Genomic DNA, 26,448 nt, shown 5'->3' with positions numbered 1-26,448 from the left:
GTGTATGTGCAGTCATTACGAAGCACCGGCGCCGCAGCGGGTGGCCGAGACATTTGGCGTTGAGCTGTTTGAACAGGGCAAGCTGGATCTGTACCCAGGATACAGCGGGCCTTTCATTCGCGGTGTGGAGCACGTCGACGACGAATCGCCGGCGCCGGTGGAGGTGCTGCAAGGTGCGTTTGGGCTGATCCCGACCTGGAGCAAGGACACCAAAATCGTGCGCAGCACCTACAACTGCCGATCGGAGACGGCCAGTCAAAAACCATCGTTCCGCACGGCTTGGCGAAAAGCGCAGCACTGCATTATCCCGGCCGCAGCCATCTATGAGCCTGACTGGCGATCAGGAAAGGCGATCGCCACGCGCATTGCGCGGGCAGACGGTGAGATAATGGGCATCGCCGGCCTGTGGGAGCAGTGGCGCAATCCCGGTACTGGGGAGACCCTGCACAGTTTCACCATGCTGACCCTCAATGCGGATGATCACCCGTTCATGCGCCACTACCACAAGCCCCAGGACGAAAAGCGCATGCTGGTGATCCTGCCTCGAGGGTTGTATGGGGATTGGTTGAATGCCGGCGCCGGCGACAGCATGGCGTTCATGCGTCAGTACCCGGCCGACCGCCTGGCTGTCGCCCTGTAATGCAGGACAGCGGCTACGCCCTGCCCTGAGCCACTAAAAAAGAGCGTGATGGAATGACAAAAGAAGAACTACGACAGCAGCTGCAGGCGCAGCTTGATCAGCATCTGCAGGTGCATCCTGACGCGGTGACGCTTTACGCGGCCGTGCCTGAGCCGGAAACCAAGCCGTGGAAAAAGAAACCGAGTTTGCTCGATCAGGCATTTGCCCAAGACCTGGCGCAGATTGAGAGGGAGTTGCAGGGCAAGGTCTAACATTCCCTGTTATGAAAGAAAAGCAGCGTCGAGGCGAGCTGGTGCGCTAGGTGTAGTAGTAACGGGACTTACGTCGAATTGAGTCCATGTCCTTCGTGTGCTTGACATGACCCAGCCAAGCTTGAACTTTGGCGACATTGGCTTCACAAGACATTTTGATAGGCAGGTTGTGGCCGACGGTTGTCCAGGTTGGCAAATCACTTAACCGCGTCTGAGACCAGCAGGACGGGGAAAGTTCTCTAAAACCACAAGCTCGGCAAACCCATCAAGCCCTACGTAAGCTCCGAATTTTCTGATATCGTCCGGGTAAGGAAGAAAACGGCCTCGATAGCAGGTTTCTAAAAAAGGAGTAAGTGCCAGCATGTCGTCTTTTACTAAAGCCAAAAATTCTTTACGTCTCCCGATCTTTTTTAAGCTTGTAGCGTCCCTTAAGTCTCTTAAGAAAAGAAATCTGCTTCGAGGTTACGCTTCTCAAGAGTTAAGGATAAAAAGCGCAATTGATGACATCCGGAAAGGGAACACCATCGATGATATTATGACAATTGGAGCTCTATTAAAGGGCCCCAAAGGGTTGATCGCCGGTGAGACAAAGAAGACGAGCAGTGATCTTTTCAGGTTTACAATGTTGACGGCGCTGCACTGGCAGGAAGAGGTAAGATATACCTGTGGTTATTTGAATTCAGCGCAAGACGATTGTACAGCCGCATTGAAGCACATGGCACAGTTAGCTAAGCTTGAGAAAATTAACACTGATGAAGCACTAGAGTTCATATATTTGATGGCCAAGATATATGGTGCCTCAAACTATCTATCTTACAAGCTAGGCTATATACGAGTGACCAGGAAGCTGACCGCTCCACAATTAGCGAAAATCAGCGATATTGAAGCTGAAATGGGGCACAAGGAAAAGCCCGCATTTCATTTTAGCGCAATGGAGAACTTGAGCCCAAGGATATCTCTTTTTTTGATCGCGCAGCGACGTGTCAGTGCCTTAGTTGGCAAGGTTGACGGCGATATTAGACGATCATATACAATTAGTAATTTCATACCAACGCCATTGAATGACGAGGATTTGGCGAAATATTTATTGCGTGCAACCGAGTCATCGTTGATCGATACGCTTCAAGCAGTTATAGTAATCATGAACCTCAACGTTTTTAAGCGTCAGGCTCGCGAATTGCAACTTAGATTAACCACTGAGATATGGGTTGAATTAGAAGCCGTCATCCATCAGTCAACGAACGGGGATGATGCGCAGTTGATACCTGAGCACTATCTAGATAGTGACGAAGAGAATGACCGATCTCTTGATTTTTATCGGATCTCCTCATGTTTTCTTGAAAGACCAAATTTGGCTGAATTTCGAAACGAAATAGACCGCGTGATTGGCGCTCGTCTGTTAGCTGAAATCGTAAAAGATTTTAAATTTGGAGAGCGCGATTTCTACGAAGATAAGGATGCTCTGCTGAATGATGAAGGGACTATTGTTAGGAAGTCTCCAAACATCAGGTTAGACTCCTTTTACAGAACATTTTTGTTCCTTAGGTTTATCGAGCAACGTACTAATTTGCTAGCGTTGTCCGACGAAGATATTAAATACATCTTTGAACAGACACTTGCTCTAGAGGTTTTACTGACCGAAGCTGAGCTGAGAGCCATTTACAGCATAGTTCCAGATGAGACCCAGAAGTTTGTAGCAGTATTAGCTCTTGCCCTATTTAGAAAAAAATCCATAGACCCCGACGTAGATTATGAGTTTAGGTCAGATTTAATAGATCATGTCAAAGCGAACTACAATGGTTTAATACTTGAATTTATCGATGACTTGGTGACTGATTCACCGCAAATCGCTAGCTACATAGCCGACTCGCTAGATGAAGTGACTATTGAGAAACTCTATGAGGTTATCAAGAGTTCCTCTCAAGCATCCGAAATCCGTAGAGATATCCTCAAACTTATAGGAAAAAAACTCAACCGTATTGACTATGTTATCGAGGCGGATGCTATCGAGACTCGATCAAAATTAGCTACCTTGCAGAGCTATTTCGATAGCAGTCGAATGTACGTCGACAGTTTTGCCATGAAGAAGTGGCTTGATGGTAATCCCTCTGTTTCCACTGAACAGTTTCGTACTTCCTACCCCAGTATCCAAGCAACACTTAGAACTATTGAAAATAAATCGGGCGAAAGCGAAGATATATATTTTATAACGCTAAACGAGCAAAGTGAGGGCATGATCGCGCAGATAGCTAAGGACGCGTTTGATCAATTTTGTCTGAATACTGAATTTGGGATCGAGTCCTATTTAGGGCGACGAATTCGCCATAACACATTAGATGGAGTTATGACTGAGTCTGTTGATGCTGTTTTTAATAAATCTGACTACCGTATGATAATGGCCGGACAAAGTATGAAGCGTACGGCCGATGCATGGCGTTCGCAATTTAGAGCCATTATCGACAAACTGAGAAAAGAGCGGTTGCAGTTCAAGTCACCCACCTCCCTCTTCAATTCGGTTGTTGATTTAGAAGACTTCGCGACTCGGGAAAATATTCGATTGCTTTCGAGCAGCCTTCGAGTTGCTGGAAGCCAGCTTCTCAACGACTTAGTCATATCGTTCTGCTGGAAGCAGATCTCCCCCCAGCTAGAAAGTGCGGCTCGCTACATCAAAACAGAGCTGCTGCAAGAGGCTACAGGCAGCATTAGTAAGCACTTCTCAGGCTCGTTTGGCAGTGTTGAAGAGCAATTAAAAATGGAGCTACATGAAGCTGTAAGCGGCGTGTTCATGAAAGTAGCTGACTGGTTTAGAGTTCCACAGACAGGTTTCATTTCGGCTTCGGTTAGGGAGCTTTGTGACATCATCCTATACGATTTGAATCGTCCTCAGGCTGTGGACTACACAGGTGGCGCTCTTGAAAATAAATATACGGGTATCAGCGTACATCGTCTGTATGACTGCGTAGCGGTCCTGCTCCAAAACGCGCTAATCCACGGTGAAGAAGGACAGAAGGTCAATGTCTGCGTAACAGCGAAAAAGGCTGAAACCAACCAAATCCTAGATGTTGTGACCGTCCAAATAATGTCTGTGGTTTCAAGTAGTAAATATGAGGATTCGAAGCTGCGCATTGAACGAGCGATACGGTCCATTGAAGGAGGCATAGACATGGTAACTGAGGGATATACGGGCATAAAAAAAGTCAAATTCATTACCCAAAAAAGCGAAAACTTTCATACGCTTAAATGCGAGGCTGATGATGAAAATCGATCGCTGACATTGAGTTTTACGTTGCATTCAGAAACAGTGAGTGAGGACAACGTTGTTGGAGTCGCATGATGAGAATATTACTAGTTGAAGATGAAATACATAAGAAAGACGAGATAAACAGTTGCGTTCTAGAGGTGTTTGGTAATCTGCCAGTCATGGTAGATAGCGTGAGTAGCGCCGTTTTAGAGGTCAAGTCTAATGACTATGACTTAATAATCCTAGACATGGCTCTCTCCACGTTTGGAGAAAGTGCAGGTGACAACAAGAAAGGACATGACCAAGCCCAAGGTGGTATAGAGGTTTTGCGTGCGTTAAAGGGTTATCGAAAGCAATCGAATATCCTCATAGTCACTCAATATCCTGACTTCTTCATTGGTGGAATAAAAGTCAAGCTTAAAAACTCACCGAAAATAATTAGCGAAAAGTATTCTCAAAGGGTCGTGGGTGCAATTTTGTACACGTATAAGTCTAAACCGACAATTCAAAGAATTACATCAATCTTGAGATCACTTTCTTGAAAATTCTACTAATTGAAGACAATCCGGGTAAGGCTGGCTGCATCACTGATCATCTTATTGTCAAGGGAGTTCCTGCAGCAGATATTATACATGCGCAAAATATGACAGACTTCGCAGCGTTTCTTAACCACGAAATTGGCCTGTTTATTATAGATTTCAAGCTACCCAGCTATGACGGTGGCACCGCGATACCAAATGGTAAGGCGATTTTGGAGGCAATCATAAAATCCGGTAAAAACGACGCTTTAATGATCGCTATTAGCTCGTATCCTGTCGATTTTCCTGAGGTTAGAGAACAATTTGAAGCACACGGCTGCATTTTGTCGGACTTCAAGAATAGTGACAGCTGGAAGTCTACCCTCGACCATTTGCTCACCCAGTTAAAAAAAAGCTTCAGGTTTGATTTTTTAATTTTCTGCGCCCTTAAAGAAGAACGTAAACCTTACGCTACCTTTGTTAATGGTCGGGGTGTTAATCGTGGAGGTGTCACCTGCTGGGATTTTGAGATTTCTGGCAAGAGGGGTTCAATAATACAGATGCCGCAAATGGGGCTAGTCAATGCCGCGATCACTGCAGCAACTTGCATAGATCGTTACAAACCAAAGATTATTGCTATGAGTGGAATTTGCGGCGGTTTCAAAGATCAGACAGAGCTCGGCCAGCTTCTTGTGTCCAAGATGGTTTATGAATATCAAAGCGGAAAATGGTCCGACGAAGGCTTTCAAAATGAACCATACCAAGTACCCACGGATTCACATTTCTTGGGTCATATAGAGAGCTTGCTGGATGATGAAAATTTGTTAGAGGAGCTTGAGAAGAAATTTCGCGGCGATCGGCCTACCAAATATACTGCCCCTGCGACGGCCATATTCACCAGCGGATCGGCAGTGATTGCCGACAGTAAATATATTAGTCAGATCGAAAAATTTCATCGAAAAGTTCAAGGTCTCGATATGGAGATTTTTGCCGTCCAGCGTGCTGCTGAATTGTCGTCTGTAAAGCCTATATGCCTATGCGCCAAGACTGTGGTAGATCTATGCAATGCTGAAAAGTCAGATAAGATACATGCTTATGGAGCGTTTGTTTCCGCTCGATTTGTTTTGATGGGCTTGGAGACTTTTTTCAAGAGCGAAGTTTAAGATTCGCGTACGGTACCGCACCCCCAGCGGCTCGGCCTCGGCACGGGCTGCGTACAACTGCCGATCGGAGACGGCCAGTCAAAAAGCGTCGTTCTGTACGGCTTGGCGAAAAGCGTAGCACTGCATTATCCCGGCCGCATTTATGAGCCTGACTGGCGATCAGGAAAGGCGATCGCCACACGCATTGCGCGGGCAGACGGTGAGACAATGGGCATCGCCGGCCTGTGGGAGCAGTGGCGCAATCCCGGTACCGGGGAGACTGTACACAGCGTCACCATGCTGACCATCAATTCGGATAATCACCCGTTCATTCGCAACTACCACAAGCCCGAGGATGAAAAACGCATGGTGGTGATCCTGCCCCAGGGACTTTACGGCGATTAGCTTAAAGCGCCTGCAGGCGAAAGCATGGAGTTCATGCGTCAGTACCCGGCAGACCGGATGAAAGTCGCGATGTGATCGTCAGGGTTTGGTAGCCAACACCGCATTGACCGTCTGAGTCTGGGACATCCAGGCAGCAGTCTGGTCGCAGCGATATCTGACGACCCTATATATCAGCGCGTAGTCCTGCGCGAGTTGGCGTGCGAAGATGGGCTCATGGTGGGCAATGCGATTGCGAAATTTTCGGGTCGCCTCCAAGGCGTTTCGAATTTCCGCGCGTAGCTTGTGATAAGGAAGAGCAGCCGGAGCGTGTGGGAACAGGCGCTTAAGATGGTTATCCCAGAGCCCGTGATCGTAACGCGCAGTAAACATGGACTCCCAGAAAGCAAAACTCATTTCGGCAATCGCCTTGTCCGCAGACGGCGGGTTACCACCAGCGCTTTGTTCTGCTTTCTGCCTGGCCGCCAACAGAGCTTGACGCGGCTTAAACGCTGAACCACCAGGGTCAGGCAAACTCAGAAAAAAACCTTGGCTCCAGGGCCAGTGAGCGCCATAGGTAGCAGTCAAAGCTTCAGATACGGCGTTTCGGACCACAACCTCACAGAAATGAAGAGGATGGATGAAAGCAGCCGAAATCGCTGCGTTCCAAGCGTATAAGTGGATGGCGGCGCTCAGCGGCGAAGGCTTGTTGCTGCAAGCGGTCAAGTAGGTGCCCATCCTTGGCATGGAAAGGGCAGTCTGCTTGGCAAGATCAGGCGACGTGAAAGACATGAAATTGGGCCGAAGTTGACGAAGCCGTCATTTAGCCATACTATTGTTCCACTAACCACTTGGATAGGAGTCAACCTACAGCAGGATTGATTTCGCCGAGGGATGTACGACAGTACACACAAAGCCCACCGAAAGGTGGGCTTTGTGTATGTGGTACAAAAAACTGCTGCGTCCTGCATCGTATGCGGCAAACGACCTGAAGCACTTGTCAACTATGGAAGGCAGCGCTTGTTCCTTTGGTCCGTACCAGGCTGCTGCAGGTTGGCTCGCTCTACTCTATACGCCGGCGTGGGCGGTCGTTTAAATCGCCTGGGCTCGACACAACCAACATTTCACCTTTCGCACATGAGTGGCAGTTGCCGGCCGCGTGTGTACATGGGGCAAATAAGGTGCGCAACTAGTTTTTTTTCTGAATCAACAAGTCAATTGCCGACAGCAACATCACATCATCGGCAGGGCCTTCCAGTTTTAGAAACCTGCCGGTTTTGTTGTCTCTAATCAGCACAGTGGGTGTCGATGTGACCCCAGACTTCATCGCTTCTTCTGCCTGCCGACTGATGCGTAGAGAGATCTGTTTATTGTTTGCAGCACAGGCCATCAGTGCCTGGTGACCAACGTCGTTGACGTCCAACTGACCATTAAAGCCTAGGCCGTTGCTACGGGTTCGTTCAAAGACCTGGTCGACGGCTTGCCAGAATGCCAGCGCGCCACCCAGCTCTCCTGCGCACTCGACGATTTTGGCTTCGTTTATCGCGGCCGAACCGTGAAAATCCAGTGGCAGATGGTGCCACTGCAAGTTCACGCTCTTCTGCTTCTGAACCCAGGCTTTCAGAGCCGGTGTATAGATCTTGCAATACGGGCATTCAAGATCCGCAAACTCTGTCACAGTCCAGCGAGCATCGGCTGGCCCCAACACCCAAGGTCCGGTGTGCTGTGGTATTTGTGCCTCGCTTTTAATGAGGGCAAGGCATACTAACGATACGCCTGCCAAAACGAGACCTGGAATTGCCCATCGCCTACTAAGACGCATCAGCTCTGAGCCTCTGCCGCGGATTTCGATGACAGCAGCGCTTGTTTGCGCAGGGCTTCAAGAAGCGCGCTCTCCGCGTTCTCGGGTTGCGGGTGCTGCCGAAGCCAGTTGGCCAACGCCGTTTGAAGCTGGGACTCGATGTCACGACGGTCCACTGCACGTATCAAGACCTGTTGCAGTTCTTCTATCAGGACGGGGGCGCAAACCTCTAAAGTCTGCAAAGCATCCTCACCAGGCTGTTCAAGCAACTGGGTCAGACTTTCGATCAGGTTTTGGGTCAAGGAATTCAGTGTTCTCATACGTGGCGCTCCAAGGCCGTGACTTGCTCGGGAAAAGTGATGATGTGAGGTTCGATACCGCGATAGCGGTCTAGCGTTGCTGCTACTTCAATGGCCGCGTCGAGCTCGTTGCAGCCTTTGGCCTGCATTATGTCGTAGCGTTGCTTCTTCTCTTCCGGTTCCGTCATGGCCAAGGCCAGGTACAAACTAGGTGGAACCACCCGGAACAACATTTCCATGCTTTTGGATAGCACTACGCCCTCGGTAAACTTCCCGCTTTCCTTACGTGCGGACAGCATCATCGATTTCTGAGCTGGGGTCAGTTCACGAAAGCGTGCGATCTTCTCCACCTCATCAGGCGGCATATTCAAGCAGATCCACCACTCGATCATGTTGAGTAGGGCCGATGCCTCTGGTGGTACGTCGTCAACGTTTTGAGTGGCCATCCAGAACCAGGCTCCCAGCTTTCGCCACATTTTGGTGATCTTGACGGAGTAGGGTGACAGCAGTGGAACCTTCAACTGGATGTGGCCTTCGTCAGTGAAGAAGATCAGGGGGCGGCCTTTAAATTGATCCCGCTCGGCGATGTTGTTTACCGTGTTGAGCAGCGAAATGTAGGCGATGGCCATCTGTGCGCTGTAGCCTTCTCGGGCATATGTGGCCAAGTCCACAATGGTGATGTCCGCTTCGGGCCATGGCGTACCTGGGCGGTTGAACATGTCGCCTTCAGTGCCCATGCAGAACATGGACAAGGCTTCTGCCATCTCCAGAAAGCGTGAGCTTCGAGCAGCCGGTATACCCGGTTCATGCCCCATCTCTCGCAGTGCATCACAGATGTCTTCTGGAAGCACGATGCGTTGTTCCGCTACACATTTTTGTGCCGCATTGAGAATGCATTGGCGGATGGCGCTGCGATCAGCCCGGGTAAGGCGCGCATCTTCTTTATCCTCCCCGCCAGTGATCATCAGCCTGGCCGTAATTTCCATCTCTCCCAGAATGTCGCGCTGTTCGTCTTCGGTTTGGCTTGCCAGGTGTTCGTCCGAGGCCTCAAGGTCATCAGCCTTGAACGTTTTGACGTTCGCGGTCGGCTCAATGAGTTTTTCAGCATCGGCGAAGGGCGCTAAGCTAACCCCAGATCCTGGTGCGAGCCGGACACGGTTAACCGTCAAACCAAGCTTCTTGGCAAAGTCTCCCAGCAGACCAAAACTGTTGCCGGCCTCAACGATGAAAAGGCGCGGCCGATAGATGGCAACGATCTGACTAAGGATATTCGTTGCGCTGGCCGACTTTCCTGAACCCGTAGGACCGAAGATGAACAGGTGCGCGTTCATCTGGCGGTCCAGCTTGTTCAGCGGATCGAAGGTAATCGGCGCTCCCCCACGATTAAACAACGTGATGCCTGGGTGCCCGGTTCCGGTCGACCGTCCCCAGACAGGAGCCAGGTTCGCAATGTGTTGGGCGAACATCAGTTGCGCGTACCACTCCAGTGCTTTGCGCTCATTGGGATCAAAATTGCCGGGCAACCATCTGAGGTACGAGTTTAAGGGGGCGACCTCATCGCGGGGCTCCACAGGCTCCATGCCCGCTCCCAGCAAGGCACTGCTCAGTTGCAGACTGCGCTCCTGCAGCTCCAAGTCGTCTTTCCCGCGTAGGTAAAACGCTACGCTACCCCGGTACAGCTTGTGCTTGCGGCCAAGCAACTGGCGGGCAACAGCGACGTCTTCGCGAGTCAGGATTGAGGCTTGGGTATCACCAACAGCCTTGCGTGAAAGCTGCTCCAGGTGGCCTTCAAGTATGTCCTGGGGAGTGATCACGAGGGTGATACAGAGAATGGTGTCCTCTGGCATTTTGTCGAACAGCGCGTTGAGCGCATCACCACCCTTGCGTGTTTCACCGGTCAGGTGTCCTGTCTTGGGCGCTTCCCGCAGACGATCAAGCATCACCACGCGGTGGGGCAGACCGTCGAAGTACCACAAGCCTTTCTCTGTGTCCGACAGCGGTTCGCGGTAACACAGGTTTTGCGAAAAGTCGGTCCCGCTGGCCAGCGGCAACTCGCCTTCCTCCGTTACCGGCACCTGCTTGCAAACCACCTCATAAAAACGGCGAATATCAGCGTCTGCAGGGCCGAAATGGTCTGGCCGTGGATTGAACCAGTGAATCAACCAGTGACGTATAGCGTGACCATCCATGCGATGTGTCTTAATGCCCGCGTTCGCCAGGCCGCCTACCAAGCGATCACAGATGATTTTTAGGTAGGGAGCAGGTGCTTGGCCGCGCACGTCTGCTTGTGCCCCCTGAGTGCGTCGGTAGACGACAATGCGGACACGGCGTTGCTGGCCCCTCCAAGGCAGTTGGCTGACCTTGGTGTCTTCAAATAGCCCGCCTGGCTTGGAAATAGCCTCCAGGTGCTGCTTGATCAGCTTCAAGTAAAGCTCAGTGAAGTCACTGCCCTGTGCCCGGGGTTGGATGTAGTCGTGCAGGTGCTGCAGGTAGTTGTCCCAACTGGTTTCGTCCTGAGCGTACAACTGTACGACCCACGGGGAGGTCTCCAACTCATCGAAAGAGTCTTGCAGGGCGTTTTCCAGGGCATCCCGGGCTTTGCGCAACCAGTCGGGATCTCGACCTTCGGTGCCGATCGGTGTCAGCTCGAAGAACGCAGCACGAGACACGCCATCTTCCAGCAGCATGGCTTTTTCCGCCGGCAGATAGTCCACCCACGGTAGAAGATCCACGAAAGAGGGATTCACGTCGTACATTCGGTCGACGTCAGCGGTAGTCGCTGGTTTTTTCTTTGGGTTACGCCAGTCACTCGGCGACGGAATGCCCATGGCAGCCAAGCGTGCGAAATACCGCTCGGTCGCCGCCTCAAAAGACTCAGTCGCTGATGCCTGCACGTCGACGTGCTCGGTAGCATTAGAGGCGAGGTCCGGCTCGACTCGGTCTGAGCTACGTCGTGTTTTAAACCGCTCAAAAAACCTCATTAATAGGCCTCCGTGCGTTCACCGGGCATGGCGTATTGCACGCGCTGGTACAGTGGAAATACTGTTGTGTACCCCGGAATTGGTGCAGGGTCTGAGCCCGCTAGATGGGGAAAGACATACATGACCAGGTCCGGATTGGGCAGGCGCTTAAACTGGCTGTAGATCTCGTTTTGGGCTGTGCGGGTGAATTTGGCAGTGTCGTCCAGGGTCCCAGTCTGGGTAGGTTGCAAAGGCCTACGCAGATCCTGTCGTGCATCGAGCAACTGACGGTTACTCGTGCTATTGCCTGAACCACTGGCACCTTGATCCCAAACATCCATCATCGTGTTGTCGCCATGGGGGAGTAGTTCGTCCTTGCTCGTAGAGCAGCCCGAGGCAATGAGTGAGATGACGATGTATGCACCTAATTTGAGGCCGCAGTTAGTCAAGCGAAGTCGAGGCATGACGGGCTCCTGAGCGATAGTTGACCTTGCGGCCTTGGAGTTCGTAATCGATGGTCAGTTGCTGATCCAAGTGCACCGCGACCTTCGCCCCGGGCTGCACGTACACTGCCGCGAAGGCTTGCCCGTAGAGCTTGTTCACCCAACTGGAGACATCATTGACGCCTTGGCCGATGATCTTGCCCATGGCATCACTCCCCGAGCCGCCAACAGAACCGATGGTCCCGGACTGCGGATTTATAAATGAACTGCTGTTTCCATCAGATTTGATGAGGGAGGCAGCGCCGGCGCCGGCCGCGGTAATCAGTACCTGGGAACCGATGTACTGCGAGGCGTTGCTTTTACGATCGCCACTGATGCACGGAATACCGTAGGCGTCGCTGATCCAGCCCAGACCTCCCTGAATGGTGTTCTGGTTGCCATTGTTCTGGTTATTGCTGTTCTGACTGCCATTCGTTTCTTCTTGTGGCTGTGGCAGCGTCCGTACCGTGCCGTCATTAAAGACAAAAGTCAGGCTTTTGATCTGCCCGCGTACGCAAGATAGAGTCCAGTCGCCGGACGCTGTTCCGCTGGCCACGGCGCCGGCAACGTCGGGCAAATCGATACCGTTGGCGGTGAGGTTGTCCGGACCTATCAGCACTTTGAAGGGGTAGGGGTCGTTGACTGTACCGTCGATGGGCACGCGGCCAATCAGAGCTGACATCGCGACAGAGCCCATCAATGTGGAGTTCTGTGGCAGCGTATAGACCTTGCGTACCTGTTTGCGGGCCTCCTGTGGCGAGATCTCACTCGCAACGTTCTGAGCGCCCGTACGCAGAGCATTTTGCCCACGGTCTACTGACTCGCCGAATGAGGTTGGGAAGTTGAATCCCGAGGCGGTTTGATTGGAACCGGCCGCGATGGGCTTTCCATTGATATCGACAGGGGTTGCGTCCTGCGGCTCGATCCAGACGACATCCGGTCCAGGCGCGCCTTTGAAGTCCTGCCCATCACCAGGCTGAATGCCAAAGCCGATCGGCAAATCAGCGTTCGAAGAGCCTGCGTTCGCAGCTTTGTTACTCAGTGTGTTGTATTGCTGCTGCAGCGTATCCAGGATGGTCTGGCTTTGTTGTTGTGACTCCTGTTTCATTGTTTGCTGGGCGTTTTGCAGCTTGCTGTCAACATTGTCGTTGATCGACTGCAAACGTCTTTGTAGATCAAGGTTTTGTTGCTTCAGCTCATCATTGTTCTTCAACGCATTGGAGACCTGGTCTTTGAGCTGTCTGCTTTCCACGACGATGGTGCGAAGCGTGTCGCCGGGGGTATCGCCGTCAACGCCAAGCTTTTTAGCTTCACCCGTACTGAGCACGAGCGTTTCTGGAGCCTGAGTCTGTTTCTCAGAACTGTCCTTACTGAATAGTTTGACCACCACAAATAACGCCAGGATCGCGAAAGGGATGACTAGGAATTTGACCAGGGGATTACTCTTCACGGCGACCTCCTTTCGGATCGATCTGGCTGACGGCCGCCGGCAGTAACGATTCGGCCAAGCCATGGCCGCGTGTCACCAGATAGACCGTTGTGGTGTCACTTGCATCACCCTTGTTGCCGAGGTAAGGGTGCTGAAACGTCGCCGTGATGAAGTCTCCCATCAGCTCCCGAGGATCCAGTGCAAGGTGCTGAGTGCTGGTGTTGCGCAGTTTCACTGCCGTCACCCAGTAGTCGTCTAACCGCCATGCTCCTAATGCAGAGGCCTCGACCGGCAACGTCGGGAGCAAAGTGGTGAGGTTAAGGCCCCGCTTAAGATTGACCTGGGCGATACCATCCACGGGTTCAACGGTGCGTAGAGGGGCATAGAGAATCTGCGCGGCATAGCGCGTCATGACCACAGGCAGAGGCGTCTCACGGCGCGGAGTCGGCGGATCCTCGTCTTGAACGTTGGGCTCCGACGTGGGGGCCGGAGCGCGGCTGCTCGTCGGCTTTGAGCTAGCCTGCCCGTAACGAGGCAAGGGACCTTCTCCGGAAACAATTTTTACAGGCTCGGCCGCGGCCTGATTTGGTTTACCTTCTGTAGCGATGATATCCACCAACATGATTTCGCCACTGCTCATATTTTGGAGCTGCAGGCGAGTCGGAGGTATGGGTTCTTTGGCCAGAAGGTACAGTGCGCCACCGGTGCTCTGGACGCGCAGCTTATCAACCAAATTCCGGGGCAGACCCACTCGAACATTTTGGTCGACAAAAACAATGCGTTCCTGGCCGGCGATCAAGGGCAGTGCCAGTGGAATTCGGTCCCAGCGTAAGATCTCGACGGCGTTGGCCATGCCGAAGAAGTTGAGCATGAGCAACCCGATAATCAGCAGTCGACGCATCATCACTTGCCTCCCGACCGGGCAGGTTCTGCGGAGACTTCGATGCGCTGAGGGTTACTGCTGTAGCAGTCCCAGGCGAGTCCAAAAGGATTCTTCTCGGGATCAATGTCGTATCGGATGATGTGCAGCGGATAACGCGCTAGTGCCCGTTTCACGCGTTCTCCGCCGTAGTGCTCGTCAGCGGTGATATCCAAGTTGACCGTCCAGTCGTTGATGCTGTGCTGCTCAATATGTTGTTCTGATTTATCGTCAATTCCTCGGCCAGGAATCTCGAATACACCGCGCTCGCGTTTGCGCAACTCCCCACTGTTGCGGCGCAGTTCGAAGTCTTTTTGCAGATAAGCTTTGCAACTGGGCGTCAGGTAGCTTTCCAAGCGGGTAATGTTGTCCTCGTAGTCGGTTTCACCGTCAACGGGCCAACGGTTCATCTGCTGAAAAATGTACAGCCCGAAGGCGTATACCGTCTCCGGTGGAATATCCCACCACTTACGGGTGCTACCTGAACGTAGATCTGGAGGTACATGAACAGTCAGGTCACGCGGTGCGCTCTGCCAGCCATAGGCCATGTACAGCCCCAGGGCGATCAGCAGGCCAATGACCAGGCGCAGGCTGTTGATATGGGACAGTTGGGCGTCCACTTTTTTTCGATAAGTCATTGAGCCCCCGTTCTACGGCAGGTCCACGCACCCGTGCGTGTGATCAGGTGGGCCTTGTTCCAGGTAGGAAGATATCGTGCAATGCTCAGTTGCATCTGGCGGTAGAGCCAGGTGTCCGGTCGGCCGCGTTTCCAACGCCGTAAAAAACGGCTGGAGAGGGTCAGCCCAAGGATCGCAAAGAGCATGGCGGTGGCGATAATCAGCGCCCAGATATGGGTCAAAATTGCTGCCAGAATCCCAATTATCAATCCTGAGCCGGCACTGATCGCTAGGGTTGCCCACATTTCATCGGCAGTGAGGCCGCCCATGATGACCGGCTGATTGTTCAGTCGCACCGGTAGGAAAATTAGCGTCCCATCGTCAGAGAGTTCTGTCATGGCCAAGGCTCGTTAAAGAATGTTAGTTGCCTTGGTGATCAGAAAAATGGCGACACCCAAGATGGCCACACCAACAGCGGCCGTGGCACCGAGATCGCCCCATTTCTTCTTGCCGAGTTGAATTTCGTGATAGGTGCCGAAGGCATGCCACGCTACCCCGCTGAAAATGACGGCGCAGATGATCAGACCGAGCAGAGAAAAACCATCAAAGGCGTAGTTCTGCATGGTTTGCATCAGGTTAGAGCCTTCGCCGCGTGTGGGCGGCTGAGATTGAGGGAGGGCAGCCATGGCCAACTGTGGAAGTGCAATAATGCCGATCAGCAAGCGGCGCGTTTGTTGATGCAAAGTCATAACGAATCTCCAATAAATCAACTGAGAACAAAGGCTGTGAGGATCATGCAAAGCAGCAGGATGCGAACCAAAGAGGTCGAAGCAATCGTCCGGTCAAGGTTGCCTGTGGCCCATCCCCGGTAGCAGCTCCAGACGGCCCAAGCCCCCCACACGAAAATGATGGCCACGGCCACGCCGACGAAAAATAGGTAGCTCGACGAGGCCGGGAAGCCACTCGCCGCTTGAAAGGCGGACGCCTGAGTACCGTTCATGCTCATGGCTTGCGACCTTCGGTGGTGTATTGGCCCGAAAGCTCGGCTGGATCGCGAGGTTGGGCTCGGCTTGGCGTCAGGTAGCCCTCCAAGCCATGGCGGATTCGGGCGATGTCGCCCGCCAGGCGCTGGTAATCGAAGAAGTAGCGTTTACCCGGCTCATCAGCAATTTGTGCGCTGCGACGTGCGGTGTCTTCCAGGGCGTTCAACTGGCGGATCATCACGTCCAGGTTCGCCTGCTCGGAAGCAGAAGCGGCCGCTGCATGGGAGATAGGCAGGCCGAATCCTGAAAGTACGATCAAACCTGTTAGGGCAAGTCGGCGAGTACGTGCGGTGGAACGCAGTGTCTGGATCACGGCTGGGCTCAAGTCATTCCTGTTGCCGTCAGCTTGCCGTGATCTATTTATGGTCGCCGCAAGAAAACCATATTCAGGGGCGCAAGGATTTCTTCAGGCCATAGCGGGCCTAGCAATCGCTTTGAATAGTGCGTTTGAAGAACAGCAGGTAGCCCGTCGGTAAAGCGATGCCATAGGCCCAGCCCTGAGCATTTTGATTGCCGACTTTGACCTCACCTCTGACCACGGGTTGAACGCTGATCAGTTCCCAACCTTCTCGGCCTAGCTGGACAAGGCGCTGTTGATGGTTAGGATCCTGGAGAAATCCTTGAATGTCTGGATCGGTGGTTGGTTCTTCGGACTTGAACATGAGGAGCTTTTTGGTTCGGACGAGGTAGTACAGAGGAGCGAATTCGGTATGGTATTCAAATGCCCGGTGGCTCATGGCGATGCTCTCGGTGTGTGGAGCCGCCAGATTTTCGAAAACACCAGGTCATGCCAATAAGAAATGAGATTTAGAACCCTGTACATTTTCTATGGTAGGTGCCCGTCCGACATCTTGATCCAGGGTGATCGGTATCAGTCCAAGAGCGGACGGGCCAAACATTTTTAGCTGCTCGACACCGAATTGTCACTGTTTATTCTGTTATCCATCAGTTGTGAGGTGCTGGGTGTTCTAGCGTCAACATAGCGCTGCATGATGGACAAAACCATCGAGTTCAGCGCCAAAATTTTCATTGCACGCGTCACGGCCACATACAGTAAATTTAGCTCATCGTCTTTACGCCCCTGATCGATATCGGGGGACAGAGGGTCAGCGCTAAAGTCGTCATACAGGCTGACAAAGTCCCACTCTAACCCTTTGGCTTTATGCCCTGTCGTCAGTGTGATTGTGGCATCCAACTCGTTGTCTACTGACCGAGCGCGCAGTGTCTGGATGCGCTGAGGCAGATCGGGATAGGCAGCGATGATCTTGATCGATCGCAGCATCTCTGTGTCTTGGCTCACCTCGGCAATTTCAACGTATTGCGAGAAGTCCCGGTAATCGCGCAGCAACTTACGGTTTTGCACGGCTTGGTTTTGGTTGCGGCTGAACAGATACAAGTCTTCCAGGTCGCGCAATGAATAACTGTCGATGCCACCTACCCAATAGATCTTTGGATTGCTCGCTACCAAGCTAAGCGCGTTCTCTATGACGCCGGTAACCGTGCGATGGATGTATGTGCGATGCGGTAGGTCTTCAGGAAGCGCACGTTTAACCTGGGTTTTGGGGCCTAACCCTTGCAGCTTTCGAGTTTCACCCTTGTAAAAAAGTATGATGTTAGCCACATGCGCGACTGCTGGACCGAAGCGAAAGCTCTGGGTCAGGTAGTGACGCTCTGCATCGGCCATCCAATCGCTGTTGAGAGCGTCTTCGGCACCACGGAAACGGTAAATCTGCTGGTGAGGGTCGCCGACGGTTACTTTGCAGATGCGCTGTATCCTTACCAAGTCGGCAATGACCGGGTTCACGTCTTGACCTTCATCGAGCAAAATCGCCTTAAACCGCTGGCTCAGGTCAGGTTTACTCAACTGATACAGCTTTAAATATCCATCGTGGGTGATAGACATTCCCGTGTCTTGGAGGTCGATCATCCGGTTCCAGATCGCTTTCGCAACAGCCAGCGCATTGTCCAGAAATCGTTCCTGCGCGCTGGTGAGCATTCGTTGTCCCTGAAACCTTGGAAAGTGTCCGCGGCCGAGTTCGTTATCGGCGCTGGCCATGAAGTTGTTCAGCGTACTCAGTACATCTCGTACCAGCTCCCAGTCCTGCGTGTTGATGGCCCTGGCGATATCGGTAAGGCGTAAGTTATTGGTCTGTTTGGCGGCGTACTGGCTGCCATAGACCGCGTAGGCCAGGCCATGCGCCGTCTTGCAGACCACATTGCGAGGAAAGCGTCCCTTGGCTGCGAGCTCGACGGGTTTGTTGTAGCAGAGATAAAGCATTTTCACCGAGGCGTGGTGGGTGGCATAACCAACCAGTGTTGTGGTTTTGCCTGTGCCGGCGAAGGCTTGGACCAGTAGCTTCTCTGCTGTTGAATCGACGATGGGCTGCTGTTCTTGTGTCCACTGCATGGGCAGCTCCTAGAGGTATTTTTTGAAACTGGAGACAGTGATGTAAACCGATACGCCCAATAACAACGCGCACGGCAGCAAAATAAGCAGGGGGCTGACGCTGATCGGGATAGCCAGGTAAATTGTCCATGGCACGATGGCCAGCGGAATAATGGTTCCGCGTGCTTTGTGATACAGGTAGCTCGACTCACGGCCGGAGCCGAACTTGCGTAGATCACGTCGCACCAGGCCATCCACCAGGCCCGTAAACGCCGCCAGTGCAAACAGTGGGATTGTCAGTGTCAGGATGACCATTCGTACGCAAAAGGTGAGCACGGTATAAAGCATGGCCAAGCCGTAATCCTGGAACTTGATCATGACCCGACCGAGTTCGTAGCGCAGGTCGAACATGCCGGCGTGCTGCGGCGACGTGGAGCGAGCGTATTGGGTCAATGAGTTAATGCTGTCTTGCAGGCCGCTTTTTACCATCAGCCAATCATAGGTCGTTTTTGCCAGCCAGGTTGCGGTGCGCCCCGGTTCTTTGATGACAACGCTATGTAACAAGTCCTGGGACAGCCAGCCTAGTTCATGCTCAAACATCTGCTGGGCGTGCCTCCATCCAGCATCATGCCAAAACACGTACATGCACAGCCACTCAACGAGAATGGCGCCCAGCAGTGAGCCGAACATCACCCCCAGAAAGTGGAAGGGCGCTGAGATCACCATGCCCAGAAAGGATTTTTGCCCTTCCTGCTGTTGCTGGGCTTTTTCCGCGATATCGGCCATCGCTTTGCTCCTTTACGCTAAGCGACTTTGTCGTCGTTGGCCATAAGGCGGAAATCGTCGACCAGGTCTTCGGGTAGCGATTCGCTTAGTGACTGATATCCCGGCGCTTGCCACCATTCGCTGTTGGTTCCTGATCCTTTACGCATTCCTTCAACCAGGGCCTGCAGATCCTTAGGCATCACCTCGTCGGGATCACTTGCCGGCAACGGCATACGGATTTTCCAGAGGTTGCCGCCTTCGATCAGGGCAAAGCATTGTCCCTTGGGCAGAGCAACCACATGCGCCGGCTCGATCATTGGCACGCTGACGCTTTGGATCTGGTCGTGGGTGTTGGAGGTGAAGGCCGTCTTGCCGTTGATTGCATCGTTGGCGCTGCTAGCCGGTGTGCTGGTAAACACCTGAACCTTGGGTAATTGATTGGTCAGCAGCTCGGCAGTGGCGGTCTCGCGCACACGCAACATAAATAAGTTGTTGAAGTTACCGATGACCTGGCCAGCTTTGGCCCGGTTACCGATCTTGGCTTCAATGTCGCTCATGGTCTGGGTATAGGCTGTGACCTGCATGCCGGCGCCGCCGCCTTTGTTGATCATTGGTATAAATTCTTCGCCCATGAGTTCGTTAAACTCATCGGCATGCACGTTAATCGCCACCTTGGCGCCGGAGGCGCCGGGCAAACCGTCGTCGATACCGAACTTGTAGATGTGACCTGCGACTGACACCAGGTCGCTGAACATGGAGTTCCCAACGGCCGCAGCCACTTCGGTATCCGACAATGCATCCAGTCCCACGTAGACCACCGCTCGTTTACGTATTACCTGCATCCAGTCGAAGATGGGCCGCGGATCCTCAAGGTCCATGTAGTCAGGCGATAGCAGCTCAGCAATGCGTCCTGTGGTCAGTTTCTCCAGCAGCGGCAGCAGGCTGGCAACGATTTTGTCGAAGTAGGTTTTGTCATAGCGCACTGCTGATCGCAGACCCTCCATTACAGGGTCCGATATGCGCTTCTGAGTCAAGTACATGTCCAAGGCCACTACACGCAGTGGACGGTCCTTCATGGCGAAACTGAGGTTCTTGCGATCGATCTTGCCCTCAAGCTCGACAATGGTCTGCCAGGCTTTAGGATCATGTTCGGCAAAGTGCTTCTGTGCATACTCGATGAAAAGCGCATCGATGTTGGTCACGTGCTTGAGGATCTGCTCGTAGTCTGGCCGACGGCCGAGGGCCACCAAGGCACGTGCGATGATGTTGACGAACCGCCAAGCGAACTCACGGAACGCTGCTGAGTTACCTTCTCCTGATAGCTGACCCGCTATTCGGGTCGCCACTTCGGAAATACGGCCAAAGCGGCCCACGGCGTTGTAGCGTGCAGAGTAGTCAGGCCAACCCAGGTGGAACACATAAAATTCGTCCAGTCGGCCGGCACGCATGCATTCGATGTACATGCGTTTGAGAAGGTCGGCATCGCCTTTAGGATCGAAGACAATCACCACCTCCCGATCAAGGTTCATCTCTTCGTTTTGTGCCGCTGTGCGCTGGCTACGATGGACTGGCTGAACGCGTCGACCCATCTGAACGCGGCGCCGAGACCGGCTTCGGCTACGGGTGCGTCTGATGTCCTGGGTGATAAACAGTTCCGCCAGGCGGGTCTTGCCCACGCGCGTCGTACCCAGCACCAGGGAGTGACCAACCCGTTCACCCAGCGGCAAGCTAACGTCAATTTCATGGGGTTCTATACCGTGTAAACGCGGTAATCCACCCACTGGCGGCAGTGGCCGCACCGGGTTAATCGCTACGTTCCATGAGGTGGCTTTGGTCAGGAGTCTGAGTGGAAAGGGGGCGAACTCCAGCCGCTCCTCGATGCGCCGTGCCAGGGAATAGATCGAGGTTGGCTCGACATACTCGGCGTATTTGGGCAGATAGGTGTCCATCAACCGCTGGGTGTGTTTCTGAGTCCAGCGAAAGCCCTTACCGATGAACAGGCGTTCATTACTGACCGGCATGTCCTTGCTGGTCATGGTGTAGTGGGGGAGACGCCGAATATTGCGTCGATACCGCAATACAACCAAAGCCTGTCTCAGGCGCACATATCCAAGAATCAAAAAGCCAAAGGCGGAAACCGCTCCAAATAAGGGAGTCAGTGCAAAGGCCCAGGGCGCAAAAATACAGAGCAGTGCTGCAGCGGCGCAGACACAGACCGTGTAAAGCTCGACGGCAGGACGAAGCAATGCCTCAATGGTGAAAGAACCAGCCATGGTTGGAGCCTTCTATAGCTAGGGGGTTTTCAATGGGAACTGTTCGTCCAGCTCCTGGCTAACTTGTGATATCTCGTGTGAAGCCAATCGATCAGCTAATTTCAAGCACATTGCGATGGCATCACCTTGTTCTGTCGAGGTCACACGACCGCCATACAGCCAGACCACATACCTCACTTGCTCCAAGATGAGCTGGCATGTTCGCGGGTCTTCCGGTTGTCTGATCACCACGGTGAGTGACTGAGGTGGTGGCATCCTTGCCTCTTATTGCTGAATGGCTGTTGCAGTGATGAGCAGCGGGTAGTGCTTGATTCCAAGACGTTGCGCCAGGTCATTCGAGGGGGCTGGGACCATCTGAAGACCATCCGCCCAACGCTGCACCTCGGCAAAGCGTTCGGCGCTGGCCACATTCACTACGATTCCGACTGCGTGTAGTTGCTGCAGTTGATCGCGGCGTTGTGAAAGCCAGTTTCTAGACAGCTCATCGTCGCCAACCAAGAACAGTGGTTGCAGACCCGGGGCATTGATTACCCGGCCTTGTAGTTCTCCAGGTGTCAGTCGGTCTGAGCGCACTGGAAACGACCCTTGACCGCGCACTCCGATGTTTTCTAACGGTGCAGACTGGCCGGTAGGTTCCGGGACCAGGTCTTGGTAGTAGGGCAGGGCGGAAACGCCGCCACGGTCTTCCACCACAATCAATGAGCTGGCATTCGCCACAATGGGCGAGATCGAACACAGCAACAGCATTAAGCTTAAGATTCTCTTCATGGGTTGTTCGCCATCAGGTTGATACCGGTTACGCGGCTAAGGTGTTTGGCAAAGGCACGGCGGTAGCGTGCGGCAGGTTCACCTCCAGCCGGTCGGTGGTACCGGCCGGCGGCAGTGATCCAGTCACCCCCCTTGGCTTTTTGTTCTGCCAGGATCTGGGCGGTAACCGAGAGGTTCTTATAGGGATCCAAACCTTCGCAGGGAGAGCTGTAACGGTGGCCATTGGCACCTATGTTGGTTTGACCTAGACCAACGTCGACCCGACTGGGACCAGCGGTTTGAAGCGCAAGCATCAATGCCCTGCACGCATCGCTTCGGGTCGCAAACCGGTAGCCGGCGCCGGCGACATTCAATGTCCATGGCCAGGGCACTATTTGGCCGCGTAGTCGCGTACCGCTCTCCTGCAGTGCGACGGAATAGAGCACCTCGGACGGAACGCCGGCAGGCAGGGCAATCAATTGATAGGCCGGTGGAGGAACCTCCGCACTGTTGGCCAACGCCGCGGCCAACATAAAACAGCCAGCCAATACGGCGCGTACTACTGTCGCTGCCATTGCCCATTCACCTCGCGCACCACAGCAGGTAGCTCGCCGCCGAGCCCAAGGCCAAGCCAGCGGCCGGCATCGTGATTCAGTGTTATCTGGCGGCTGCGTACGCTGGTTGGCTCGATGCCAGCCAGGATCGCCCAACGGCGGATGGTCTCGTCATCACCTTGGCTGCCCACGAAGTACAGATCGAAGGGTTGTTTCTGAGCCTGAAGGTCCTTCACCCGGGCAATACAACTGGTGCAACTGTCTTGAACAAAAACAGCTAATCGACCTGAGCCTTTTAGAGCATTTGTCGCGCCGGAAATTTTAGGAGACAGCGGCTCTGTTGAAATTTGAATGACTTTTTCGTTGGGGTATAGGCGAGCGAAGGCTTGGTCATAGGCCTTTTGATAAGCCAGTTCCTTGTCGATACGTTGCCGTTCAGCTTGCACCTGCAGTTCAGCGTAACGCCGGCGTTCTTCCGCTGATTTAGCTTCGATACCCAGTGCAGTCAGAGGATCCAGTCCTGGTGAATAGATGCCCCGGGGACCTTCCATGACGGTGCGATAGCGACTCCACTCTTGGGGTGTTAATCCCCACTCGCGGGCCAGTTCTGTCTGGCTGGTCCCTTGAGAAGAGTTCTGGGTTTCGCTGTTCTGCGTACTGGTGATGGACGTTGAAGGCCCTGGAGCAGCTGAGCAACCATAAGCCAGCACAATGGCTGCCAAGCCAATAATCAACGAGGCGTTTGAAGCATTCATTTTCTTTGAGAGTGTTCGAAGGCCATACATAAAGGAGGTCCTATTGCGCGACGGTTATGGTTTGCGGCGTTCCGGCCACATCGAAACGTGCGGATTTGCCGTCCAGCCCGTTAAGGCGCCAGGCCGTACCCGCCACGGCATCACCTGGTCGGATGAGGTAGATCTGGTTTAACTGCGTGCTGCCAGGAGGTGCTACAGACAAAAAACGCTCACCGCCCCTGTATTCAATACCGACGATGGTGAAGGGCGGCGCTTGTGGTGTGATAACACTGGTATTGGGCTTCTGGGCGGGACGAGGCTTGCGGACAGCGGCTTTGGGCTTGGACGGAGGAACTGCAGGTTGCTTGGTCTGGGCTTGGCTTAATTCGTGAACACGGCCATCGAGCGATTCGACATTTGCCTTGAGCACCACTAGCTCACCAGAAGACGCGGCATTACGGGAGAGATCCTGCACTGATTCGGTTGCTTGCTTCGCATAGGCCTGTGCGGCATCGATCCGATTTGACAGCGCTTGTTGTCCGGAGCGGAAGTCATCGTTGCTGACCCACTGCTTGCCATCCACAGTGTCCAGCCGTTCATCGACTTTGCTCAGTCGCGTCAGCATTGCATCCAGGGATTCTTTATCAGCAGTCGTAGACATGCTGATTCTGAGTAGGGACAGTTGATGATGTTCATAAGCCAACATGCCCGTCAGGGCGATGAGGCAGAGACTGAGTATCACAGTGGTTCGAGAAGGGCGTGGTAGGTTCATGAGCGTCCTCGCGCAAAAGCGAAGACACCCTCTCAAACCCGCGTATTAGGTGCAGTAGGAAATAGATTTTCCGGGATGCATAGTTTTCGAAAGTTGTAGCAAGACATCAATGAATCACATCTTATGTCCATAAAAATGGCCACCCGGAGGTGGCCATACAGTCATGCAGCAACTAATTGTCTTGCAAGTGCCATTTCAACTGAGTCCCCATCCTGGTTTAACGAATCGAGGCCCGAATCAGGAACATCTCCCGACGTGCTTTGCGCCACGGCGATCTTTTTGGCCATCAGCTGCAGACAGGTGATCTGAGAGCTGTTGGCATAGCCAAAGAAAATCACCCGCACGGCTTGCTTCTGCCCAATCCGCCAAGACCGCCGAGCTGCCTGTTGAAGGGTGTACACGTTGTACCCCGTCTGCAGGAACGCGATGGTCGGAAAGTCGAGCAGATCCAGACCGGTCTTAACCAGCTCCGGGTTAGTGATCAGCACATCGATCCCACGATCTACCTGGTCGAGAATCCAATCCTCGCGCCTGGCGGTATCGACTGACGCCCTTAACACCGCCACCTTCAAACCGGCCTGTTCCAGCAACCGTTTGAGACGTGAAGTGGTGTCACGAGTGCCGCTGTACACGGTGTAGACCAGAACTTTGCGGCCTTTGGCTTTTTCCGCGAGGCAGAGGTCGAGCAGTGCCTGTTCCTTGGGCATGCGTTGTTCATCTGCAAAGATCGACGGCACAAAAGCCAGCGTGTCCTTGCTGCGTGGATGTTTGACAATCTCCGGCCGGAAACAGCAGTCCGGCCAGGCCAGCAGTACGTTGAGGACAACCCCCAGAAGGGTCGTATCTCGGCGTGCCAGTGCCTGGCGAAGCTCCTGGGTCAGTTTTCCTGCTAACTGCTGATAGGCCGAAGCCTGTTCAGCAGACATGGCTATGTCGATGAACTCCTCTTGGTACGCCGGCAACACGTTCCCACCGATATCCTTGAGTTTCAGAAATACAGTGAATGGCAGCACGAACCGGTGGATGCCTTTTGGACCGAAGCCTGGGGCCTTCACCGTTCGCACCGAGAGTTTTTTTCCCTTGGCAGTTTTGTGTGACTCGTTATCTCGTTCGATGTAGATATCCTTCAATACGCCGTGATCCCGCATGAACGACATGGCCGCAGGGGCCATGCTGCCGCGTGCGTTTGGTCGATAACCGTCCTCGATCATGCGGCGGGTAAGGATCCGAAATAACAGATAAAACAAGTCGTCGGCATAACCGCCCATAAGCGTACCGGTTAGCAAAACACATTTGCGTGCTTTAGCCGCAAGAACGCCCATGGCCTGGCCCTGGGCCGAACCACTGTTCTTGTACTCATGCCCTTCGTCCACCACTAGCAGGTCGAAATACCCATCAGGCAACTGGCGCTTGATGAACTCCGTGGGTTGGTAACCGCCTTCACCAAAGCCAAACTCGATGTTGGCCATGGCACGTTCCATGCGCTTGGCCTGACGGTCGTTGAAGATGAAATTGCCTTGAGCGTCCATCAGGTTGATGAACTCGCTGACGTTATCGATCAGCATCGAGGCGAGGAAGTCCTCCCCGAAGTCGTTCAGCAGCCTGTCAGCGCGCACTGGGCCAATGGTCGGAATCCGGCACATTGACTTCAATATGATTGCTCGTCGGGAGCCGCTTTCAGCTTTGCCTGGGCGCATCAGCGTCCAGAGTGGGCCTTGGCAGTGAGGGCAGCTGCGACGGCGTTCCTCTTGGTGAAACTCTTCGACGGTAACCCGGTTGCCTTCCTGATCCTCCAGCAGGCGCCCGCAGTCTGGACAACCGGCAAGGTGATGGTTACCAACCGCACGGCGCGGCCAACACACCGAGCGCCAGTGAAACCCCATCCGCATGCGCACGCGCCCGAGGATGAAGAACTCCTGCCGCCCGTCGTAAGGCTCTTTCAGTTGGTCGCGCAGCTTGAGCAGCTTGACCAGGCTGTCAGGTCCATTGAGTACCCAGACGCGTGCGTCTGGGATGGTTTCGAGAATCTCTCGCCGCCACTTGTAGACCAGGTGTGGAGGCGAAACGATCAAGGTGCGGCGATAGCCGGCTTTGTGCATGACGGCGGCTACAGCGATGGCCATCATGGTCTTGCCAGTGCCCATCTCTGCGTTGATCACTGCAGCCTGCTCGTTACGATCCAACAATAACGCTGCAACGGCTTGTACCACTTCGGCCTGAGCTGAAAAGGGCTGACGTTTGAGTTCATCCATCACCCGTTGCCGTGCTGGGTTGATGTGACCGGCGTAGACCGGTGGGTTTGATCGGTTGAGTGAGTCCAGCAGCTCATCACCGAACTCGTCGATGAATTCGGTCAAACCGATGGAAAGTGGTGAAAGTGGGGTATGTGATAGGTCGTTCATGGTTGTTTCTCCTGGAAGGATAAACAGGGCATGCACGACACCCCTAGGGGTATGGTGAATACCCTGAGGTTTGGATAAGGGAATGCCTTATT

The 26,448-nt window shown here is 53.4% G+C and carries 26 protein-coding genes and 1 pseudogene; 6 read left to right on the top strand and 21 right to left on the bottom strand.

All coding sequences use genetic code 11. The annotated features are described in order from the left end of the window. The first annotated feature begins 4 nt into the window (after positions 1-4). The 6 genes and pseudogenes from BOP96_RS01580 to BOP96_RS01555 all read left to right on the top strand — a co-directional run. Positions 5-640 (top strand): SOS response-associated peptidase, encoded by a 636-nt coding sequence (locus BOP96_RS01580; RefSeq protein WP_044275365.1) that lies wholly within the window; start codon positions 5-7, stop codon positions 638-640. 53 nt (positions 641-693) lie between these two features. Next, entirely contained in the window at positions 694-891 is a 198-nt protein-coding gene (locus BOP96_RS01575) for a hypothetical protein (protein ID WP_044275367.1), read from the top strand. Between the two features lie 361 nt (positions 892-1,252). Next, positions 1,253-4,225, top strand: a complete 2,973-nt coding sequence (locus tag BOP96_RS01570) for a hypothetical protein (RefSeq protein ID WP_056791216.1) — start codon at positions 1,253-1,255, stop codon at positions 4,223-4,225. Continuing rightward, positions 4,222-4,674 (top strand): hypothetical protein, encoded by a 453-nt coding sequence (locus tag BOP96_RS01565; protein ID WP_199918362.1) that lies wholly within the window; start codon positions 4,222-4,224, stop codon positions 4,672-4,674. Before BOP96_RS01570 ends, BOP96_RS01565 begins: the two co-directional genes overlap by 4 nt. Then, positions 4,671-5,813: a 5'-methylthioadenosine/S-adenosylhomocysteine nucleosidase family protein gene (locus tag BOP96_RS01560; RefSeq protein ID WP_044275373.1), complete on the top strand. Its 1,143-nt coding sequence runs from the start codon at positions 4,671-4,673 to the stop codon at positions 5,811-5,813. Before BOP96_RS01565 ends, BOP96_RS01560 begins: the two co-directional genes overlap by 4 nt. 31 nt (positions 5,814-5,844) lie before the next feature. Continuing rightward, a pseudogene (locus BOP96_RS01555) lies at positions 5,845-6,272 on the top strand (SOS response-associated peptidase family protein); the annotation flags it as partial. Between the two features lie 3 nt (positions 6,273-6,275). On the opposite strand, the gene BOP96_RS01550 reads toward BOP96_RS01555, so the two are convergent. The 21 genes from BOP96_RS01550 to BOP96_RS01445 form a co-directional block, all read right to left on the bottom strand. Further along, positions 6,276-6,965, bottom strand: a complete 690-nt coding sequence (locus BOP96_RS01550) for a hypothetical protein (RefSeq protein WP_052439838.1) — start codon at positions 6,963-6,965, stop codon at positions 6,276-6,278. Between the two features lie 397 nt (positions 6,966-7,362). After that, positions 7,363-7,995, bottom strand: coding sequence for a DsbA family protein (locus BOP96_RS01545; protein WP_044275375.1), 633 nt, complete (start codon positions 7,993-7,995; stop codon positions 7,363-7,365). Next, a complete protein-coding gene (locus tag BOP96_RS01540; RefSeq protein WP_044275376.1) occupies positions 7,995-8,294 on the bottom strand; it encodes a hypothetical protein in 300 nt (99 codons plus the stop codon). The genes BOP96_RS01545 and BOP96_RS01540 overlap by 1 nt, the downstream gene beginning before the upstream one ends. Next, the gene (locus BOP96_RS01535; protein WP_056791219.1) at positions 8,291-11,254 is read right to left on the bottom strand and encodes a conjugative transfer ATPase; all 2,964 of its coding nucleotides are present in this window, start codon (positions 11,252-11,254) and stop codon (positions 8,291-8,293) included. Before BOP96_RS01535 ends, BOP96_RS01540 begins: the two co-directional genes overlap by 4 nt. After that, a complete protein-coding gene (locus BOP96_RS01530) occupies positions 11,254-11,697 on the bottom strand; it encodes a TIGR03751 family conjugal transfer lipoprotein (protein ID WP_050513954.1) in 444 nt (147 codons plus the stop codon). Before BOP96_RS01530 ends, BOP96_RS01535 begins: the two co-directional genes overlap by 1 nt. Beyond that, on the bottom strand, positions 11,675-13,165 hold the full coding sequence (locus BOP96_RS01525; protein ID WP_056791222.1) for a TIGR03752 family integrating conjugative element protein: 1,491 nt from the start codon (positions 13,163-13,165) through the stop codon (positions 11,675-11,677). Before BOP96_RS01525 ends, BOP96_RS01530 begins: the two co-directional genes overlap by 23 nt. Continuing rightward, on the bottom strand, positions 13,155-14,048 hold the full coding sequence (locus BOP96_RS01520; protein ID WP_093235602.1) for a TIGR03749 family integrating conjugative element protein: 894 nt from the start codon (positions 14,046-14,048) through the stop codon (positions 13,155-13,157). The genes BOP96_RS01525 and BOP96_RS01520 overlap by 11 nt, the downstream gene beginning before the upstream one ends. After that, on the bottom strand, positions 14,048-14,701 hold the full coding sequence (locus BOP96_RS01515; RefSeq protein WP_056791225.1) for a PFL_4703 family integrating conjugative element protein: 654 nt from the start codon (positions 14,699-14,701) through the stop codon (positions 14,048-14,050). Before BOP96_RS01515 ends, BOP96_RS01520 begins: the two co-directional genes overlap by 1 nt. Next, a complete protein-coding gene (locus BOP96_RS01510) occupies positions 14,698-15,078 on the bottom strand; it encodes a TIGR03750 family conjugal transfer protein (protein ID WP_056791228.1) in 381 nt (126 codons plus the stop codon). Before BOP96_RS01510 ends, BOP96_RS01515 begins: the two co-directional genes overlap by 4 nt. 12 nt (positions 15,079-15,090) lie before the next feature. Further along, entirely contained in the window at positions 15,091-15,429 is a 339-nt protein-coding gene (locus BOP96_RS01505) for a TIGR03745 family integrating conjugative element membrane protein (protein ID WP_056791230.1), read from the bottom strand. A 17-nt stretch (positions 15,430-15,446) separates the two neighbouring features. Beyond that, the gene (locus BOP96_RS01500; RefSeq protein WP_056791233.1) at positions 15,447-15,686 is read right to left on the bottom strand and encodes a TIGR03758 family integrating conjugative element protein; all 240 of its coding nucleotides are present in this window, start codon (positions 15,684-15,686) and stop codon (positions 15,447-15,449) included. Further along, entirely contained in the window at positions 15,683-15,982 is a 300-nt protein-coding gene (locus BOP96_RS01495; RefSeq protein WP_232925741.1) for an integrative conjugative element protein, RAQPRD family, read from the bottom strand. The genes BOP96_RS01500 and BOP96_RS01495 overlap by 4 nt, the downstream gene beginning before the upstream one ends. A gap of 163 nt (positions 15,983-16,145) precedes the next feature. Continuing rightward, positions 16,146-16,460, bottom strand: a complete 315-nt coding sequence (locus BOP96_RS01490) for a hypothetical protein (RefSeq protein ID WP_056791236.1) — start codon at positions 16,458-16,460, stop codon at positions 16,146-16,148. Between the two features lie 164 nt (positions 16,461-16,624). Beyond that, positions 16,625-18,130 (bottom strand): UvrD-helicase domain-containing protein, encoded by a 1,506-nt coding sequence (locus tag BOP96_RS01485; protein WP_056791239.1) that lies wholly within the window; start codon positions 18,128-18,130, stop codon positions 16,625-16,627. 9 nt (positions 18,131-18,139) lie between these two features. Beyond that, entirely contained in the window at positions 18,140-18,895 is a 756-nt protein-coding gene (locus tag BOP96_RS01480) for a TIGR03747 family integrating conjugative element membrane protein (protein ID WP_056791243.1), read from the bottom strand. A 17-nt stretch (positions 18,896-18,912) separates the two neighbouring features. Then, positions 18,913-21,147 (bottom strand): type IV conjugative transfer system coupling protein TraD, encoded by a 2,235-nt coding sequence (gene traD / locus BOP96_RS01475; RefSeq protein ID WP_056791246.1) that lies wholly within the window; start codon positions 21,145-21,147, stop codon positions 18,913-18,915. A 264-nt stretch (positions 21,148-21,411) separates the two neighbouring features. After that, positions 21,412-21,915, bottom strand: a complete 504-nt coding sequence (locus BOP96_RS01465; RefSeq protein WP_073451690.1) for an integrating conjugative element protein — start codon at positions 21,913-21,915, stop codon at positions 21,412-21,414. Next, a complete protein-coding gene (locus BOP96_RS01460; RefSeq protein WP_056791252.1) occupies positions 21,912-22,469 on the bottom strand; it encodes a lytic transglycosylase in 558 nt (185 codons plus the stop codon). The genes BOP96_RS01465 and BOP96_RS01460 overlap by 4 nt, the downstream gene beginning before the upstream one ends. Continuing rightward, complete coding sequence (locus BOP96_RS01455) at positions 22,454-23,203, bottom strand: TIGR03759 family integrating conjugative element protein (RefSeq protein ID WP_056791643.1); 750 nt, start codon at positions 23,201-23,203, stop codon at positions 22,454-22,456. Before BOP96_RS01455 ends, BOP96_RS01460 begins: the two co-directional genes overlap by 16 nt. A gap of 40 nt (positions 23,204-23,243) precedes the next feature. Continuing rightward, a complete protein-coding gene (locus tag BOP96_RS01450) occupies positions 23,244-23,954 on the bottom strand; it encodes a hypothetical protein (protein ID WP_056791255.1) in 711 nt (236 codons plus the stop codon). A 161-nt stretch (positions 23,955-24,115) separates the two neighbouring features. Beyond that, the gene (locus BOP96_RS01445; RefSeq protein ID WP_056791258.1) at positions 24,116-26,356 is read right to left on the bottom strand and encodes a DEAD/DEAH box helicase; all 2,241 of its coding nucleotides are present in this window, start codon (positions 26,354-26,356) and stop codon (positions 24,116-24,118) included. Positions 26,357-26,448: the final 92 nt, after the last annotated feature.

Source organism: Pseudomonas sp. FSL W5-0203, from assembly GCF_001896155.1.
Classification (GTDB): Bacteria; Pseudomonadota; Gammaproteobacteria; order Pseudomonadales; family Pseudomonadaceae; genus Aquipseudomonas; species Aquipseudomonas paracarnis.
The sequence above is the reverse complement of the archived record's forward strand: the minus strand, read 5'-3'. Positions and strand labels throughout refer to the sequence as shown.